Source organism: Duganella sp. Dugasp78 (assembly GCF_059491455.1).
Genome location: NZ_CP168506.1, coordinates 5584730 through 5598330, shown reverse-complemented (window position 1 = coordinate 5598330; position 13601 = coordinate 5584730). Strand labels below are relative to the sequence as shown.

The window sequence follows — 13601 nt, the reverse complement described above, 5'->3', positions numbered from 1 at the left end:
AATAAAAAAGGCCGGAGCGATCCGGCCTTTTTTTATGGTATGGCGAGATGTTTATTGGCCTCACGATAACTGAGTGCTGAAAGCCGTTGCTTTTCTTTTTGCGTGAATGCGCGGATGGCCTCCGGATCATGGCGTGCATAATCCCGTAATGCCCAGCCTATCGCTTTTTGTATGAAGAATTCTTTTTCATGCGCGAGCGCCAGCGAGTAATTAAAAAGCCGATCCGTATCCACCTTATCGCGCCAGCCTAGTTGATGCAATATGGCGATTCGGCGCACCCACATATTATCGTGGGACAAAGCGTCGTCCATGCCGTCGTGGCGGTAGCGCAAAACATCGCTGATTACCGAGGCTAGTGCATCAACCGTATCCCACCAGGATCTATGCTGCGCCAATTCGAGCAGCTTGGGAATATGCACAAGCTCCAATTCCTTGTGGTGCATCGCAAGCAGGTCGATGGCGACGTATTGATATTCCCTTTGCGGTAATTCCCATAATTCGCAGGCGTAATGGAGAATATTATTCGCTCCGGTGCCTTTCAGTTGCTTCAGTAGCGGCTTTACGGCGGTCCGACGCTGCGGTGTGCCGACGCCCAGGAAATCAAACTGGTCGCGCATATAAGCCCGCATGGCGGGTGCGCGGCCGGGCGTGGCGGCGGAGGCGAGGGTGGCGTCGAGCGCGGCACGGAATTGGGAATTCATCCGGCAAGTATAGATGATTTCCACGCCAGCCCCGTAGGCAAGCCAGAACTTGGCACGTTCCAGCCAGATTCTGGCTTCAGAACCTTGTGGAGTCCGAAATAAAAAAAGCGCCTCAATGAGGCGCTTTTTGAATCAGGCGAAAACCGGATTACTGGATCTTGGCTTTCTTGGTCAGCTCGTCGCGGTAGGCGGCGATTTTGCGCTGTTGCAGGGCTTCTGCTACTTGGCCTTTAACTTCTTCCAACGAAGGCAGTTTGGTGGGGCGGGATTCTTCCAGCTTGATGACGTGGTAGCCGAATTCGGTTTTAACCGGGGTCTGGGTAATCTCGCCATTTTTCAGGGCAACCATCGCATCAGCGAAAGGCTTGACCAGTTTACCTGGAGTCATCCAGCCCAGATCGCCGCCGTTATTGGCCGAACCGTCTTTCGATACTTTAGCCAGTTCTTCGAACTTACCGCCGGCTTTCAGCTTGGCGATAATGTCTTTGGCTTCCTGCTCGGTCGCTACCAGAATATGACGCGAGTGATATTCTTTCTCGCCCATGGCCGCTTTGTACTTGTCGTATTCAGCTTTGATTTCGGTATCTTTAACCGGATTCTTTTTAACGTAATCCGCCAGCATCGCATTGATGATAATGCTTTGACGCGCGTTTTCAATTGCAGCCTTGACTTCAGCCTTGGTGCCGAAACCTTGTTTATCCGCTTCCTGGATCATTACTTCGCGGCCGATCAATTCTTTCTTGACCATTTCACGCAGTTGCGGGCTATCAGGCTGTTGGCCTTGAGCGACCACTTGCTTGACCATTTGATCTACTTTGGCGGCTGGAATAGCCTTGCCATTGACGGTCGCGACGTTTTGCGCGAATACCGGTGCTGCAACAACAGCGATCAGAGCTAACAACAGGCGGGCTGGCTTCAACATCATTATTAAATCCTATAAAAAAACAAGAGATCGCACTCGGGCGGTGCATTGTACCAACGTAAAATTAAAAACGGCGCCCCGCAGGGCGCCGCCTTCATCTATAACATTACTGCACTTTTGCTTTCTTGACCAGTTCTTCCTGGTAGGCTTGCAATTTCTTCTGGGCCAGTGCTTCCGCGACTTGCGGCTTCACTTCTTCCAGGGTAGGCAGCTTGGCTGGACGGATATCGTCCACTTTGATCACGTGGAAGCCGTTCGGGGTTTGAACTGGCTTCTCGGTGACCTGGCCTTTTTGCAGGCCGACGAAAGCAGCCGAGAACGCTGGTGGGAAGGACGATGGTACTGCCCAGTCCAGATCGCCGCCGTTGGCTGCGGAGCCGGTGTCTTTCGACGCTTTGGCCAGTTCTTCAAACTTGGCGCCGCCCTTGATCTTGGCGATCACGTCGTTCGCTTCGGCTTCGGTTGCCAGCATGATGTGGCGTACGTGGTATTCCTTGTCGCCGTTCTGGGCCACGAAGCGGTCGTATTCAGCCTTGATGTCGGCGTCCGACACCGGGTTCTTCTTCATGTAGTCGCCGACCAGGGCGTTGACGATGATGGCCTGGCGGGCGTTTTCGATTTGCGTCTTGACCGCTGCATCTTTACCGAAACCTTGTTTTTCCGCTTCCTGCATCATCACTTCACGGCCGATCAGGTCTTTCTTGATCAGTTCGCGCAGTTGTGGCGAATCAGGTTGCTGGCCTTGGGCGACAACTTGCTTGACCACTGCGTCCACGCGCGAGGTTGGGATGGCTTTGCCATTAACTACGGCAACGTTTTGTGCGAAAGCAGGTACGGCGGCAACGGCGAGAAGTGCAATCAGCAAACTGGCTGGCTTGAAAGTCATTATTAATTCCTGTAAGGGGAAAGTTTTAGCGAAATTGCCTGGGCAGGAGTTGGATCAGCTATCTGTCTTTGTGTTCAATTATTTTGAAACCGATAGCGACCGTTCCCAGACCAAGCGCTACATCATACTTCGGACGGAGCCAATGCGGTAATGGCCAATGCATGAATTTCTTTATGCATCATATCGTGCACGGAATCATACACGAGTCGATGTCTTGTGACGAGTTTGAGCCCTTCGAATTGTAACGAAACAATTCTAACGTTGTAATGACCCCCACCGGAAGCCGCTCCAGCATGGCCTGCGTGCAGCGCCGAGTCGTCTTCCAGCGTCAATTCCAGCGGCGCCAGGGCGGCCTGGAAGCGGCTGCGCATGCGCTCCATACGCGTATCGGTCATGCTTCATCCTTCATGTGGCGCGACAGGTAAATGGTTTGACCGACGATAAACAAAAACATGATCGCGGTCGAGCCAAACGCTTTAAAGCTGACCCATGAACTGGTGTCGCCTTTAAACAAAACGAAGGCGACATACCAGTTCAGGAAGCCCATTGCGATGAAGAAACAGATCCAGGCCAGGTTCAGGCGGCTCCAGATCAGGTCCGGCAATTGGACGATTTCTTCCATCGATTTGCGCATCAGGTTCTTTTTAAAGATGAACTCGCTTACCAGCAAGCCGGAAGCAAAGAACCAATAGACGATGCTCAATTTCCATTTGATGAAATCCTCATCGTGCAGATAAATGGTCAGGCCGCCGAAGAATACAAACATGGCCAGCGAGAACCACAGCACGAAGTCGACCTTGCGTCCGCGCAGCTTGATATAGCCTATCTGCGCCATCGTCGCCAGGATGCCGACCAGCGTGGCGATCACGATCGGTGCCTGGTCCGGCGTGACGGTGCCGCCGGAGACCATGCCGCTCAGATAGGTGTTGATGAAGTGCTGGGCCGCGTCGGCATTCCATCCCGACAGCTTGTATGCAACGAAGAACAGCAGCAGCGGGATCAGGTCGAACAGAAATTTCATGAGGTCTCAAACGTTATTGTGGATCGAAGCGCAGCGAGGCCGAATTGATGCAATAGCGCAATCCGGTTGGTGGCGGGCCGTCCGGGAACACATGGCCCAGATGGGCGTCGCACACCGCGCAAATGATTTCGGTGCGCAGCATACCATGGGTGCGGTCGGTTTTTTCAATGACATTGGCGGGATCGAGCGCTTCAAAGTAGCTCGGCCAGCCGCAGCCCGAGTCGAATTTGGCGTCGGAACGGAACAAGGGCGTGTCGCAGCAAACGCAGGTGTAGACGCCGTGTTCGTGATGATCCCAGAACTTGCCGGTAAAAGCGCGTTCGGTGGCGGCGTGGCGCGTGACTTGATATTCCATCGGATCCAGCATGGCGCGCCATTCGGCGTCGGATTTGCTAACTTTATTGCTCATGGCTTATTTCTCGCTTAAGAAGAACAGCTTACTTCAAGTTGGCTTGCCCAGTCCGGGGGCAAGGCGGCGTATTGATCGTGCTCAGGCTGTTCGTCGTATGGGCGCTGCAAAACTGACAGCAGACGCTCCACTTCAGTAAAGTCCTTGTTTTGCGCTTTTTCAATGGCGACTTGCGCCAGGTAGTTGCGCAGCACGTATTTGGGGTTGACCTTGTCCATCGCAAGCTTGCGCGCGGCGTCGTCACTGGCTTCGGCTTGCAGGCGGGCGCGGTACTGCGTGGCCCAGGCATCGAAGGCGGGGCGGTCAATGAACAGGTCGCGCAGCGGTTCGTCGCCGCTGGCGTCGGCTGACTTCAAACCTCCCAGTCGGCGGAAGAAGAGCGTGAAATCGACGCCGTTGGCCTGCATTAGCGCAAACATCGCGTCGAATAGCGCCCGATCGGCGTCGCTGTGGCTGGCCAGCATGGTCAGGCCCAGCTTGGTACGCAGCAGCTCATCCATCTTGGCGGCGAATTCCGGCTGGTAGACGTCCAGCGCGGCTTGGGTTTCTTCCACTTCGCCGATCAGCGGCAGCAGGGCCTGGCCCAGCGCGTAGCAATTCCAATGGCCCACCTGCGGCTGGTTGGCGTAGGAATAGCGCCCTTGCTGGTCGGTGTGGTTGCAGATATGGTCGGAATCGAAGGCTTCCATGAAGCCGAACGGGCCGTAGTCCAGCGTCAGGCCGAGGATGGACATATTATCGGTGTTCATCACGCCGTGCATGAAGCCGACCGCCTGCCAGTGGGCGATCATATGTGCGGTGCGGCGCGTCACCTCGGCTAGGAATGCCTTGTAAGGATTGGCTTCAGCGCGCAACTCCGGATAAAAACGGTCGATCACGTAGTCGGCCAGCAGCTTCAGCTCGTCGTTCTTGTTGCGGTAGAACCAGTGTTCGAACGAGCCGAAACGCACGAAGCTGGGCGCCATGCGCACCACCACGGCCGAGGTTTCCACGGTCTCGCGTATCACGCCCTGGTCCGAACCGGCGACCGACAGCGCGCGCGAGGTCGGGATACCCAGGCCGTGCATCGCTTCCGAGCACAGGAACTCGCGGATCGACGAGCGCAGCACGGCGCGGCCGTCGCCCATGCGCGAGTAGGGCGTCAGGCCGGCGCCTTTCCATTGCAGCTCCATCGGGCCTTCGGCGGTGGCGACGTCGCCGAACAGCATGGCGCGGCCGTCGCCCAGCTGGCCGGCCCAGACGCCGAACTGGTGGCCGGAATACACGGCGGCCAGCGGCAACGCGCGCTCCGGCGCGGCATTGCCGGCCAGGACGTCAAGGCTGTCGGCCACTTGCTCCGGCGTCAGGCCGATCAGCGCGGCAGCCGGCGCGCTGACGGCGACCAGGTAGGGCGCCGGCAGCGGCGTGGGCATCAGGCGGGTGTAAAAAGCGGGCGGCAGGGACGCGAAGGAATTGTCCAGCGGCAGTTTAGAGGCAGTAATAGCAGTTCCCATTTCGCAGTAAGGCCCAGCAGGGCGTGAGCTAGCGATTTTACCGCAGCGGGAGCATGCTGCAGTGCAGCATCGAAATGCATTGACGGTCTTTGTGCGGACCTTTCAAACTCGTTCATATTGAATCAACTTTTCCGGAGTCCGCATACATGTATCCCCAGAGTCCGCTGATGGGCCAGATGATGAATCAGCCGCTGCTCGTGTCCAGCATCCTGGATTTCGCGGCGCGGCATTATGCCAACAGCGAGATCGTTTCGGCGCGTGTCGAAGGCGACCTGCACCGTTACACCTTCCGCGACTGCCAGCAACGCGCCAAGCGTCTGGCCAACGCCTTGCACGGCCTCGGCGTGCGCATCGGCGATCGTGTCGCCACCTTGGCCTGGAACGGCTACCGCCACATGGAGGCCTACTACGGCGTGTCCGGTTCCGGCGCCGTGCTGCACACCATGAATCCGCGCCTGCATCCCGAGCAGCTGGCCTACATCTGCAACCATGCCGAAGACCAGTACCTGCTGTTCGATTTCTGCTTCCTGCCGCTGGTGGAGGCGTTCGCGCCGCTGTGCAAGGGCATCAAGGGCTTCATCCTGCTCGGCGCCGCCGACCGCATGCCGGCCGAGACGAAGATCCCCAACCTGCTGTGCTACGAAGACTTGATCAACGCCCATTCGCCCGACTATGAATGGCCGCTGTTCGACGAGAACTCCGCCTGCACGCTGTGCTACACCTCCGGCACCACCGGCAATCCCAAGGGCGCGCTGTACTCGCACCGCTCGACCGTGCTGCACGCCTACGCCTCGGCCATGCCTAACGCGCTCAACGTCTCCTCGCGGGACACGGTGATGCCGGTGGTGCCGATGTTCCACGTGAATGCCTGGGGCTTGCCGTACTCGGTGCCGCTGTCGGGCGCCAAGATGGTGTTCCCCGGTGGCGCGCTGGACGGCAAGTCGGTCTACGAATTGATGGAAAAGGAGCAGGTCACGTTCTCGGCCGGCGTGCCGACCGTGTGGCTGGGCCTGATCAACCACGCGCTGCAGAACAAGCTGAAGTTCTCGACCTTCCGCCGCACCGTGATCGGCGGCTCGGCTTGCCCGTCGGCGATGATGAGCACCTTGATCGATGAATTCGACGTCGAAGTGATCCATGCCTGGGGCATGACGGAAATGTCGCCGCTCGGCACCACCGGCGGTTTGCTGGCCAAGCACCTGGGCATGAGCCGTGAAGAGCAGCGCAAGATCCTGCAGAAGCAGGGCCACGCGATCTACGGCGTCGACATGAAGATCGTCGACGACGACGGCAAGGAGCTGCCGTGGGACGGCGTCAGCTACGGCCATCTGCTGGTCAAGGGGCCTTGGATCATCTCGCGCTACTTCAAGGACGAAGGCGGCGACGTGCTGGAAGACGGCTGGTTCCCGACCGGCGACGTGGCCACCATCGATGCCGACGGCTTCATGCAGATCACCGACCGCAGCAAGGACGTCATCAAGTCCGGCGGCGAATGGATAGGCACCCTCGACCTGGAGAACGTCGCCATGTCGCACCCCGCGGTGATGCAGGCCGCGTGCATCGGCGTCGCCCATCCGAAGTGGGATGAGCGTCCCCTGCTGGTGGTGGTGCTGCGGCCCGGGCAGGAGCTCAGCCGCGACGATTTGCTGGCCCACTTCCAGGGCAAGGTCGCCAAATGGTGGCTGCCCGACGATGTGGTGTTTGCCGATGCATTGCCGGTCGGCGGCACCGGCAAGATCCAGAAAAACAAGCTGCGCGAACAGTACCGCGACTATCGCTTGCCGACAGCCTGAATCGGGCTGCTCCTATCGCTTGGCGGCAGGGTGCGCGGCCAGCGGCAGTTCGGGCAGGAACATCAGCATCAACAAGCCCAGGCCGACCATCACCGTGCCGGTCGTGAAGATGCTGGCGATGGCGTGGCGATAGATGTCGGCCGTGCCAGCCTGCCCGTGCAGGCGCAGCGCCAGGATCGCGCCGGAGCCGGTCACGCCGATCAGCCCGCCTAGCGAGCGGAAGAAAGTCAGCATCGCCGTGCCGACGCCGCGCCGCGTGGCGGGCAGGGCGTTCTGTACTGCCATCGTCATGTTCGGCATCACCAGGCCGAGGCCCACGCCCAATGTGAAGATGGCCGGTTCCAGCACCAGGTAGCCGGCCGCGTGCGCGATACCCCAGGCCAGCACGCCGAACGACAAGGTCGCCAGGCTCAGGCCCAGTGTCTGTGCCGGCTTGTAGCGGCCGCCGAACCTGGCCAGCACGCGGCCGTTGGATGACGACGCGATCACCAGGCCTATCATCATCGGCATGGTCAGCAGGCCGGAGTGGGCCGGGCTGACGCCCATCACCATCTGGAACAGCAGCGGGAAGAACACGCTCGAACCCATCATGCCGACGAAGGTCAGCGCCAGCACCGCGCTGGCGACGTTGAACACGCGGTTGTGGAACAGGTCCGGCGGCAGCACCGGTTCCGGCACGCGCCGCACATGCCACAGCAGGGTCGCGGCCAGCGCCACCGCCAGCAGGCCCAGGTACTTCACCTGGTCTGAATTCCATGGCCATTGGGTGCCGCCCAGCGCCAGCACCAGCAGCGCCGCTGTCACCGCGCCGGTCAGCAGTGCCGAGCCCAGGTAGTCGATCTTGTGCTCGCGGTGCGGACTGGTGTGATGCAGGGATTTGGAAGTCACATACAGCGCCAGCGCGCCCAGCGGCAGGTTGACGTAGAAGATCCAGTGCCACGACAACCAGTCCGTCAGCAAGCCGCCCAGCACCGGTCCGAGCACGCTGGCCACCGCGTACACGGCGGCGATGCTGCCTTGCCGCTTGCCGCGCTCGGCCGGCGGGATCAGGTCGCCGATGACGATCTGCGCCAGCGGCAGGAAGCCGCCCGCGCCCAGGCCCTGGATCGCGCGGAAGGCGATCAGTTCGGTCATGTTCTGCGCCAGGCCGCACAGGGCCGAGCCGGTGAGGAAGGTGATGATGGCCGTGTACAACAGCGGCTTGCGGCCGTACTGGTCGCTCAGCTTGCCGTACAGCGGCATGGTGGCGGTGGAGGCCAGCACGTAGGCCGTCACCACCCACGACAGGTGCGCCAGGCCGCCCAGGTCGGAGACGATGCGCGGCAGTGCGGTGGCGACAATGCTCTGGTCCAGTGCCGACAGGCTGATCATGATGACCAGCCCCATGTAGATCGCGTGGATTTCCTTGGCCGTGACCGGTTTGGTATCTGTATGCATCGTCATTCGCCGATCTCGTTCAGGTATTGGAGGGCGTTGCGCAGCGCCTGCGCGCCCTCCGGTGGTAATTGCGCCAGTTTGCGGGCCATCCAGTCCAGGCGGCGGCTGCGTATATCGTCCAGCAGCGCCACGCCTTGCGCGGTCAGCAGCAGGCCGACGCGGCGCCGGTCTTCGGGATTGGGCGTGTCGCGCCGCACCAGGCCGGCGCTTTCCAGTGCCTTAATGTGGCCGCTCATGGTGGGGCCGCGCAGCTTTTCCATGCGGGCCAGTTCGGCCACGCCGATGCCGGGCGTCTGGTGGATGGTCGATAACAGCAGCCTGTGCTGCAGGGACAGGCCGTGCGGGTCGCTGTCGCCTTCCTGGCGTATGCGGCGGAACACGTGGTGCAGCGCGGCCCGCAGCTCGTCTGCCAGCGCGATGGCTTCCTTGGGGATGGCGGTTTCTTTGGTCATGGCACTCAATATAGGTAGGCTACCTATCTATATTGAACCAAGCTGGCCCGAATATCAACCCCCCTATTGCGGTGCTCTACCAAAATTGAGACTCAGATCGAGGCCGTGGTATGAAAATCCATACGCTGGCACCGCCGCCAAGCCCCATCCATCTCAAAACAAGCACATGTAATCAAGGCCTTGATTCAATAGTCCGGCTTGCTATCCCCATGGCACGGATAGTGCTATCTCTGTCCGAATAAAACCCACAAAGTACCACCGGGGTTTGAACCCTGTCGGGATCTGACCCTTTTCCATCCCTTTATTTACCTTGGAGACTCTATGTTCGTTGCTATTTCCTCCCGTCTGTTGTCCGCGCTGTGCGCCATGGCGTTGCTGGCCGGGGCAGTCCCAGCGGTCCGCGCCGCTGATGCCGCGCCATCGGCCCATGTGACCATCCTGGCCACCGGCGGCACCATCGCCGGCAGCGGCGCCACCAGCACCACCACGGTCGGCTACACCGCCGCCACGGTCGGCGTCGAGCGTCTGATCCAGGCTGTGCCGGAACTGGCCAAGGTGGCCCAGGTCAAGGGTGAGCAGGTGTTTCAGATTGCCAGCGAAAACATGAGCAACGAGCATTGGCTGACCCTGGCCAAGCGCGTCAACACGCTGCTGGCCCAGCCTGACGTCGATGGCATCGTCATCACCCACGGCACTGACACGCTGGAAGAAACCGCCTACTTCCTGGACCTGGTGGTCAAGAGCAAGAAGCCGGTGGTGCTGGTCGGCGCCATGCGTCCGGGCACCGCGCTGTCGGCCGACGGCCCGATCAATCTGTACAACGCCGTGCTGCTGGCGGCCAGCAAGGAAGCCGTCGGCAAGGGCGTGCTGGTCGCGATGAACGACCAGATCCACGGCGCCCGCGACGTCACCAAGACCAACACCTCGACCCCGGACAGCTTCAAGACGCCGGAACTGGGCATGCTGGGCTACATCCAGGGCAACAAGCCTTACTTCTACCACGCGTCGACCCGCAAGCACACGGTCGACACCGAGTTTGACATCAGCAAGCTCGATGCGTTGCCGCAGGTCGACATCGTCTACGGTTACGCCAACATCAGCCCGGTCGCGCTGAACGCCCTGGTGGCCGCTGGCGCCAAGGGCATCATCCACGCCGGCGTCGGCGACGGCAGCCTGGCAAGCAAGGTCGTGCCTTCGCTGACCGCAGCCCGCAAGCAAGGCGTGCTGATCGTGCGCGCGGCGCGCGTCGGCCAGGGCATCGTGGCCCGCAACGGCGAAGCCAACGACGACGAGCTGGACTTCGTGGTGGCCGATACGCTGAATGCGCAAAAGGCGCGCATCCTGCTGATGCTGGCACTGACCAAGACCAGCGACAGCAAGGAAATCCAGCGCATGTTCTACACCTACTGATCATCACGGTAGTCCGCGATAACCAAAAAAAAGCCCGGCGAACCGGGCTGAGGTAGAAGACGCGCTGCTTACTTGAGGGCGCCGAACACCTTGCCGATCAGTTTGCTGCCTGCGCCGAGCGGATCGGCGCGGATGGCTTTTTCTTCCTCGCCTATCATCGTGTACAGGCCGTCCAGCGCACGCTGGGTCACATAGCCTTCGACCGTGGTCTGTTCCTTGGCCAGCACGCCCAGCTTGGGCGCCATCGCCATCGCGGTGTTGTACTTGTTGGCCAGGTCGGAGCGGTCGGTGATTTTTTTCACGATCGGCAGGAACTGCACCGCCAGCTTGGGCGCGGTCTTCTCGCGGAAGAAATCGGTCACCGAGGTGTCGCCGCCGGTCAGGATGTTCTTGGCGTCGGTGATGCTCATGGACTTGACGGCGTCGAGCAGCAGCGGCTTGGCCATCGGCACCGCCGCTTCTGCCGCGTGATTCATCTGCACCACCAGGTCGTCGAGCTGCTGGCCCTTGCCGGTCATCTTCAGCAGCGGGCGCGCCTGTTCGAGGATCTTCGGCAGCGGGATGCGCACCTTCTCGTTGTTAAGGAAGCCGTTCTCAGCGCCCAGCTTGGAAACCGCCATCGTCGAGCCCTTGTCCAGCGCCGCCTTGAGGCCGCCGCTGGCGTCCTGATTGCTCAAGTCGGCGAGCGACAGCGCATAGGCGCTGGCCGCGGCCAGTGTCAGGGGAAGCAGCAGGGCGATAGCGCGACGGGACATAAACATGGTGGACCTTTTGGTTGGCACGGCCGGCGGCCGCCGGCATGCCGCCAGTTTACCGCAGCGCCGCTCGTGCCGCCAGTTTGCGTGGCCGCCCGCCGGACCATCCTGTACCATGCTGAGAGGTCAACAAAAATAATAATACGACCGTTCTTTTATGCGGTATAGTGGGCGGGGTGACGATCGTATTAAAGCCCCACTAAAACATAAGGAAGAGACATGACTGCTGAATATGAAGTCCGCGGCACGGTTGCCGTCATCACGTTGAACAATCCGCCGGTCAACGGCCTGGGCCTGGCCACCCGCACGGCGGCGGTCAAGGGCATCCAGCAGGCGCTGGCGGACGACGCCGTCAAAGCCATCGTCATCACCGGCGCCGGCAAAGCCTTCTCCGGCGGCGCCGACATCAAGGAATTCAATTCGCCGAAAGCGCTGACCGAGCCCAGCCTGCACACGCTGATCGCCACCGCCGAAAGCGCGACCAAGCCGGTGGTGGCCGCCATCCACACCGTCTGCATGGGTGGCGGGCTGGAGCTGTCGCTGGGCTGCCACTACCGCGTGGCGATGCCGGGCGCGCAGATCGCGCTGCCGGAAGTGAAGCTGGGCCTGCTGCCGGGCGCCGGCGGCACGCAGCGTCTGCCGCGCGTGCTGGGTCTGGAAATGGCGCTGAACATGATCGTCTCCGGCACGCCGGTGCTGTCCGACAAGCTGGCCAACACCGCGCTGTTCGACGCCGTGTTCACCGCCGACGCCGACCTGGTCAGCTCGGCCGTCGCCTTTGCCGAAACCATCGCCGATGCGCGGCCGCTGCCGAAAGTGCGCGACCGCAAGGTCGACTACCCGAACCACGAAGCCTTCCTGCAATTCTCGCGTAACACGGTCAAGGCCATGTCCGGCCCGTTCCCGGCGCCGCTGGAGTGTGTGGAAACCGTGGCCGCCTCGGTCACGATGAAGTTCGAGGATGGCATGAAGTTCGAGCGCGAGCGCTTCCTGCACCTGATCCAGACCACCGAATCGAAAGCGCTGCGCCACGCCTTCTTCGCCGAGCGCGTCGCCAGCAAGGTGCCGGACGTGCCGGCCGATACGCCGGTGCGTGCCATCAAGCAGGCGGCCGTGATCGGCGCCGGCACGATGGGCGGCGGCATCGCCATGAACTTCCTCAACGCCGGCATCCCGGTGGTCATGCTGGAAACCAGACAGGAAGCGCTGGACAAGGGCCTGGCGACGATCCGCAAGAACTACGAAAATACCATGAAGAAGGGCAAGCTGACGCAGGAGAAGTTCGACCAGCGCATGGCCCTGGTCAGCGGCACGCTGGCGTATGAAGACATCGGCCAGGCCGACATCGTGGTCGAAGCCGTGTTCGAGGACATGGGCGTCAAGGAAGCCGTGTTCCGCAAGCTGGACGAAGTGATGAAGCCGGGCGCTATCCTGGCCTCCAACACCTCGACCTTGGACCTGAACCAGATCGCCGGCTTCACCAGGCGTCCGCAGGATGTCATCGGCACCCACTTCTTCTCGCCCGCCAACGTGATGAAGCTGCTGGAAATCGTGCGCGGCGCGCAGACCGGCAAGGACGTTCTGGCCACCGCGCTGGCCTTGTCCAAGAAACTCAAGAAGACCGGCGTGGTGTCGGGCGTATGCGATGGCTTCATCGGCAACCGCATGATCGAGCAGTACAGCCGCCAGGCCGGCTTCCTGCTGGAAGAGGGCGCCCTGCCGGAGCAGGTCGACAAGGCGGTCGAGAAGTTCGGCTTCGCCATGGGCCCGTTCCGCATGGGCGACCTGGCCGGCAACGACATCGGCTGGGCCATCCGCAAGCGCCGCTACGTCGAGAAGCCGGAGATCAGCTACTCCAGGACCGCCGACCTGCTGTGCGAAATGGGCCGCTACGGCCAGAAAACCGGCGCTGGCTGGTATGACTACAAGGCGGGCGACCGCAAGGCCTATCCGAACGAGCAGGTCAACGCGATGATTGTGCAGCACTCGGCCGACATCGGCGTGGTGCGCCGCAAGATCAGCGACCAGGAGATCGTCGAGCGTCTGGTGTATTCGATGGTCAACGAGGCGGCGCACATCCTGGAAGAGGGCATTGCCTTGCGCGCCTCGGACATCGACATGGTCTACCTGACCGGCTACGGCTTCCCGCTGTTCCGCGGCGGCCCGATGTTCTACGCCGACACGGTGGGGCTGCCGAACGTGCTGGCGGCGATCAACAAGTACGCGCAGGGCCACCAGGGCAGCGCCTGGAAGCCGGCGCCGCTGCTGGTCAAGCTGGCCGAAGAGGGCAAGGGTTTCAATAGCTGAGCCCTGACGGTTGTC

General features: G+C 61.1%; 13 protein-coding genes. 3 read left to right on the top strand and 10 right to left on the bottom strand.

Annotation, left to right across the window (positions count from 1 at the left end; genetic code table 11):
* Positions 1–32 precede the first annotated feature (32 nt).
* The 7 genes from ACEN9O_RS24825 to ACEN9O_RS24795 all read right to left on the bottom strand — a co-directional run bounded on the left by ACEN9O_RS24825 (position 33) and on the right by ACEN9O_RS24795 (position 5432).
* Positions 33–725 (bottom strand): DNA alkylation repair protein, encoded by a 693-nt coding sequence (locus tag ACEN9O_RS24825; protein ID WP_495614470.1) that lies wholly within the window; start codon positions 723–725, stop codon positions 33–35.
* Between the two features lie 124 nt (positions 726–849).
* Complete coding sequence (locus tag ACEN9O_RS24820) at positions 850–1626, bottom strand: peptidylprolyl isomerase (protein WP_495614469.1); 777 nt, start codon at positions 1624–1626, stop codon at positions 850–852.
* Between the two features lie 103 nt (positions 1627–1729).
* Entirely contained in the window at positions 1730–2509 is a 780-nt protein-coding gene (locus ACEN9O_RS24815) for a peptidylprolyl isomerase (protein WP_495614468.1), read from the bottom strand.
* A 122-nt stretch (positions 2510–2631) separates the two neighbouring features.
* Positions 2632–2904, bottom strand: coding sequence for a BolA family protein (locus tag ACEN9O_RS24810; protein WP_495614467.1), 273 nt, complete (start codon positions 2902–2904; stop codon positions 2632–2634).
* Complete coding sequence (locus ACEN9O_RS24805; protein WP_495614466.1) at positions 2901–3530, bottom strand: septation protein A; 630 nt, start codon at positions 3528–3530, stop codon at positions 2901–2903. The genes ACEN9O_RS24810 and ACEN9O_RS24805 overlap by 4 nt, the downstream gene beginning before the upstream one ends.
* Positions 3531–3543: 13 nt before the next feature.
* Positions 3544–3939, bottom strand: a complete 396-nt coding sequence (gene msrB, locus ACEN9O_RS24800) for a peptide-methionine (R)-S-oxide reductase MsrB (protein WP_495614465.1) — start codon at positions 3937–3939, stop codon at positions 3544–3546.
* A 14-nt stretch (positions 3940–3953) separates the two neighbouring features.
* On the bottom strand, positions 3954–5432 hold the full coding sequence (locus ACEN9O_RS24795) for a protein adenylyltransferase SelO (protein WP_495614464.1): 1479 nt from the start codon (positions 5430–5432) through the stop codon (positions 3954–3956).
* Between the two features lie 146 nt (positions 5433–5578).
* On the opposite strand from ACEN9O_RS24795, the gene ACEN9O_RS24790 reads away from it, so the two are divergent.
* Positions 5579–7225 carry a 3-(methylthio)propionyl-CoA ligase gene (locus ACEN9O_RS24790; RefSeq protein WP_495614463.1) on the top strand — a complete coding sequence of 549 codons (1647 nt, stop codon included), beginning with the start codon at positions 5579–5581 and terminating at the stop codon, positions 7223–7225.
* Between the two features lie 12 nt (positions 7226–7237).
* Here the strand turns inward: ACEN9O_RS24790 and ACEN9O_RS24785 are convergent, their stop codons facing one another.
* Both ACEN9O_RS24785 and ACEN9O_RS24780 read right to left on the bottom strand, forming a co-directional pair.
* A complete protein-coding gene (locus ACEN9O_RS24785) occupies positions 7238–8662 on the bottom strand; it encodes an MDR family MFS transporter (protein ID WP_495614462.1) in 1425 nt (474 codons plus the stop codon).
* 2 nt (positions 8663–8664) lie between these two features.
* Entirely contained in the window at positions 8665–9114 is a 450-nt protein-coding gene (locus tag ACEN9O_RS24780) for a MarR family winged helix-turn-helix transcriptional regulator (protein WP_495614461.1), read from the bottom strand.
* Positions 9115–9435: 321 nt separating this feature from the next.
* Here ACEN9O_RS24780 and ACEN9O_RS24775 point away from each other — a divergent pair, with 321 nt between their 5' ends.
* On the top strand, positions 9436–10524 hold the full coding sequence (locus tag ACEN9O_RS24775; RefSeq protein WP_495614460.1) for a type II asparaginase: 1089 nt from the start codon (positions 9436–9438) through the stop codon (positions 10522–10524).
* A 68-nt stretch (positions 10525–10592) separates the two neighbouring features.
* On the opposite strand, the gene ACEN9O_RS24770 is transcribed toward ACEN9O_RS24775, so the two are convergent.
* Positions 10593–11285: a DUF4197 domain-containing protein gene (locus ACEN9O_RS24770; RefSeq protein WP_495614459.1), complete on the bottom strand. Its 693-nt coding sequence runs from the start codon at positions 11283–11285 to the stop codon at positions 10593–10595.
* A 213-nt stretch (positions 11286–11498) separates the two neighbouring features.
* On the opposite strand from ACEN9O_RS24770, the gene ACEN9O_RS24765 reads away from it, so the two are divergent.
* Positions 11499–13586 (top strand): 3-hydroxyacyl-CoA dehydrogenase NAD-binding domain-containing protein, encoded by a 2088-nt coding sequence (locus ACEN9O_RS24765; RefSeq protein ID WP_495614458.1) that lies wholly within the window; start codon positions 11499–11501, stop codon positions 13584–13586.
* Positions 13587–13601 lie beyond the last annotated feature (15 nt).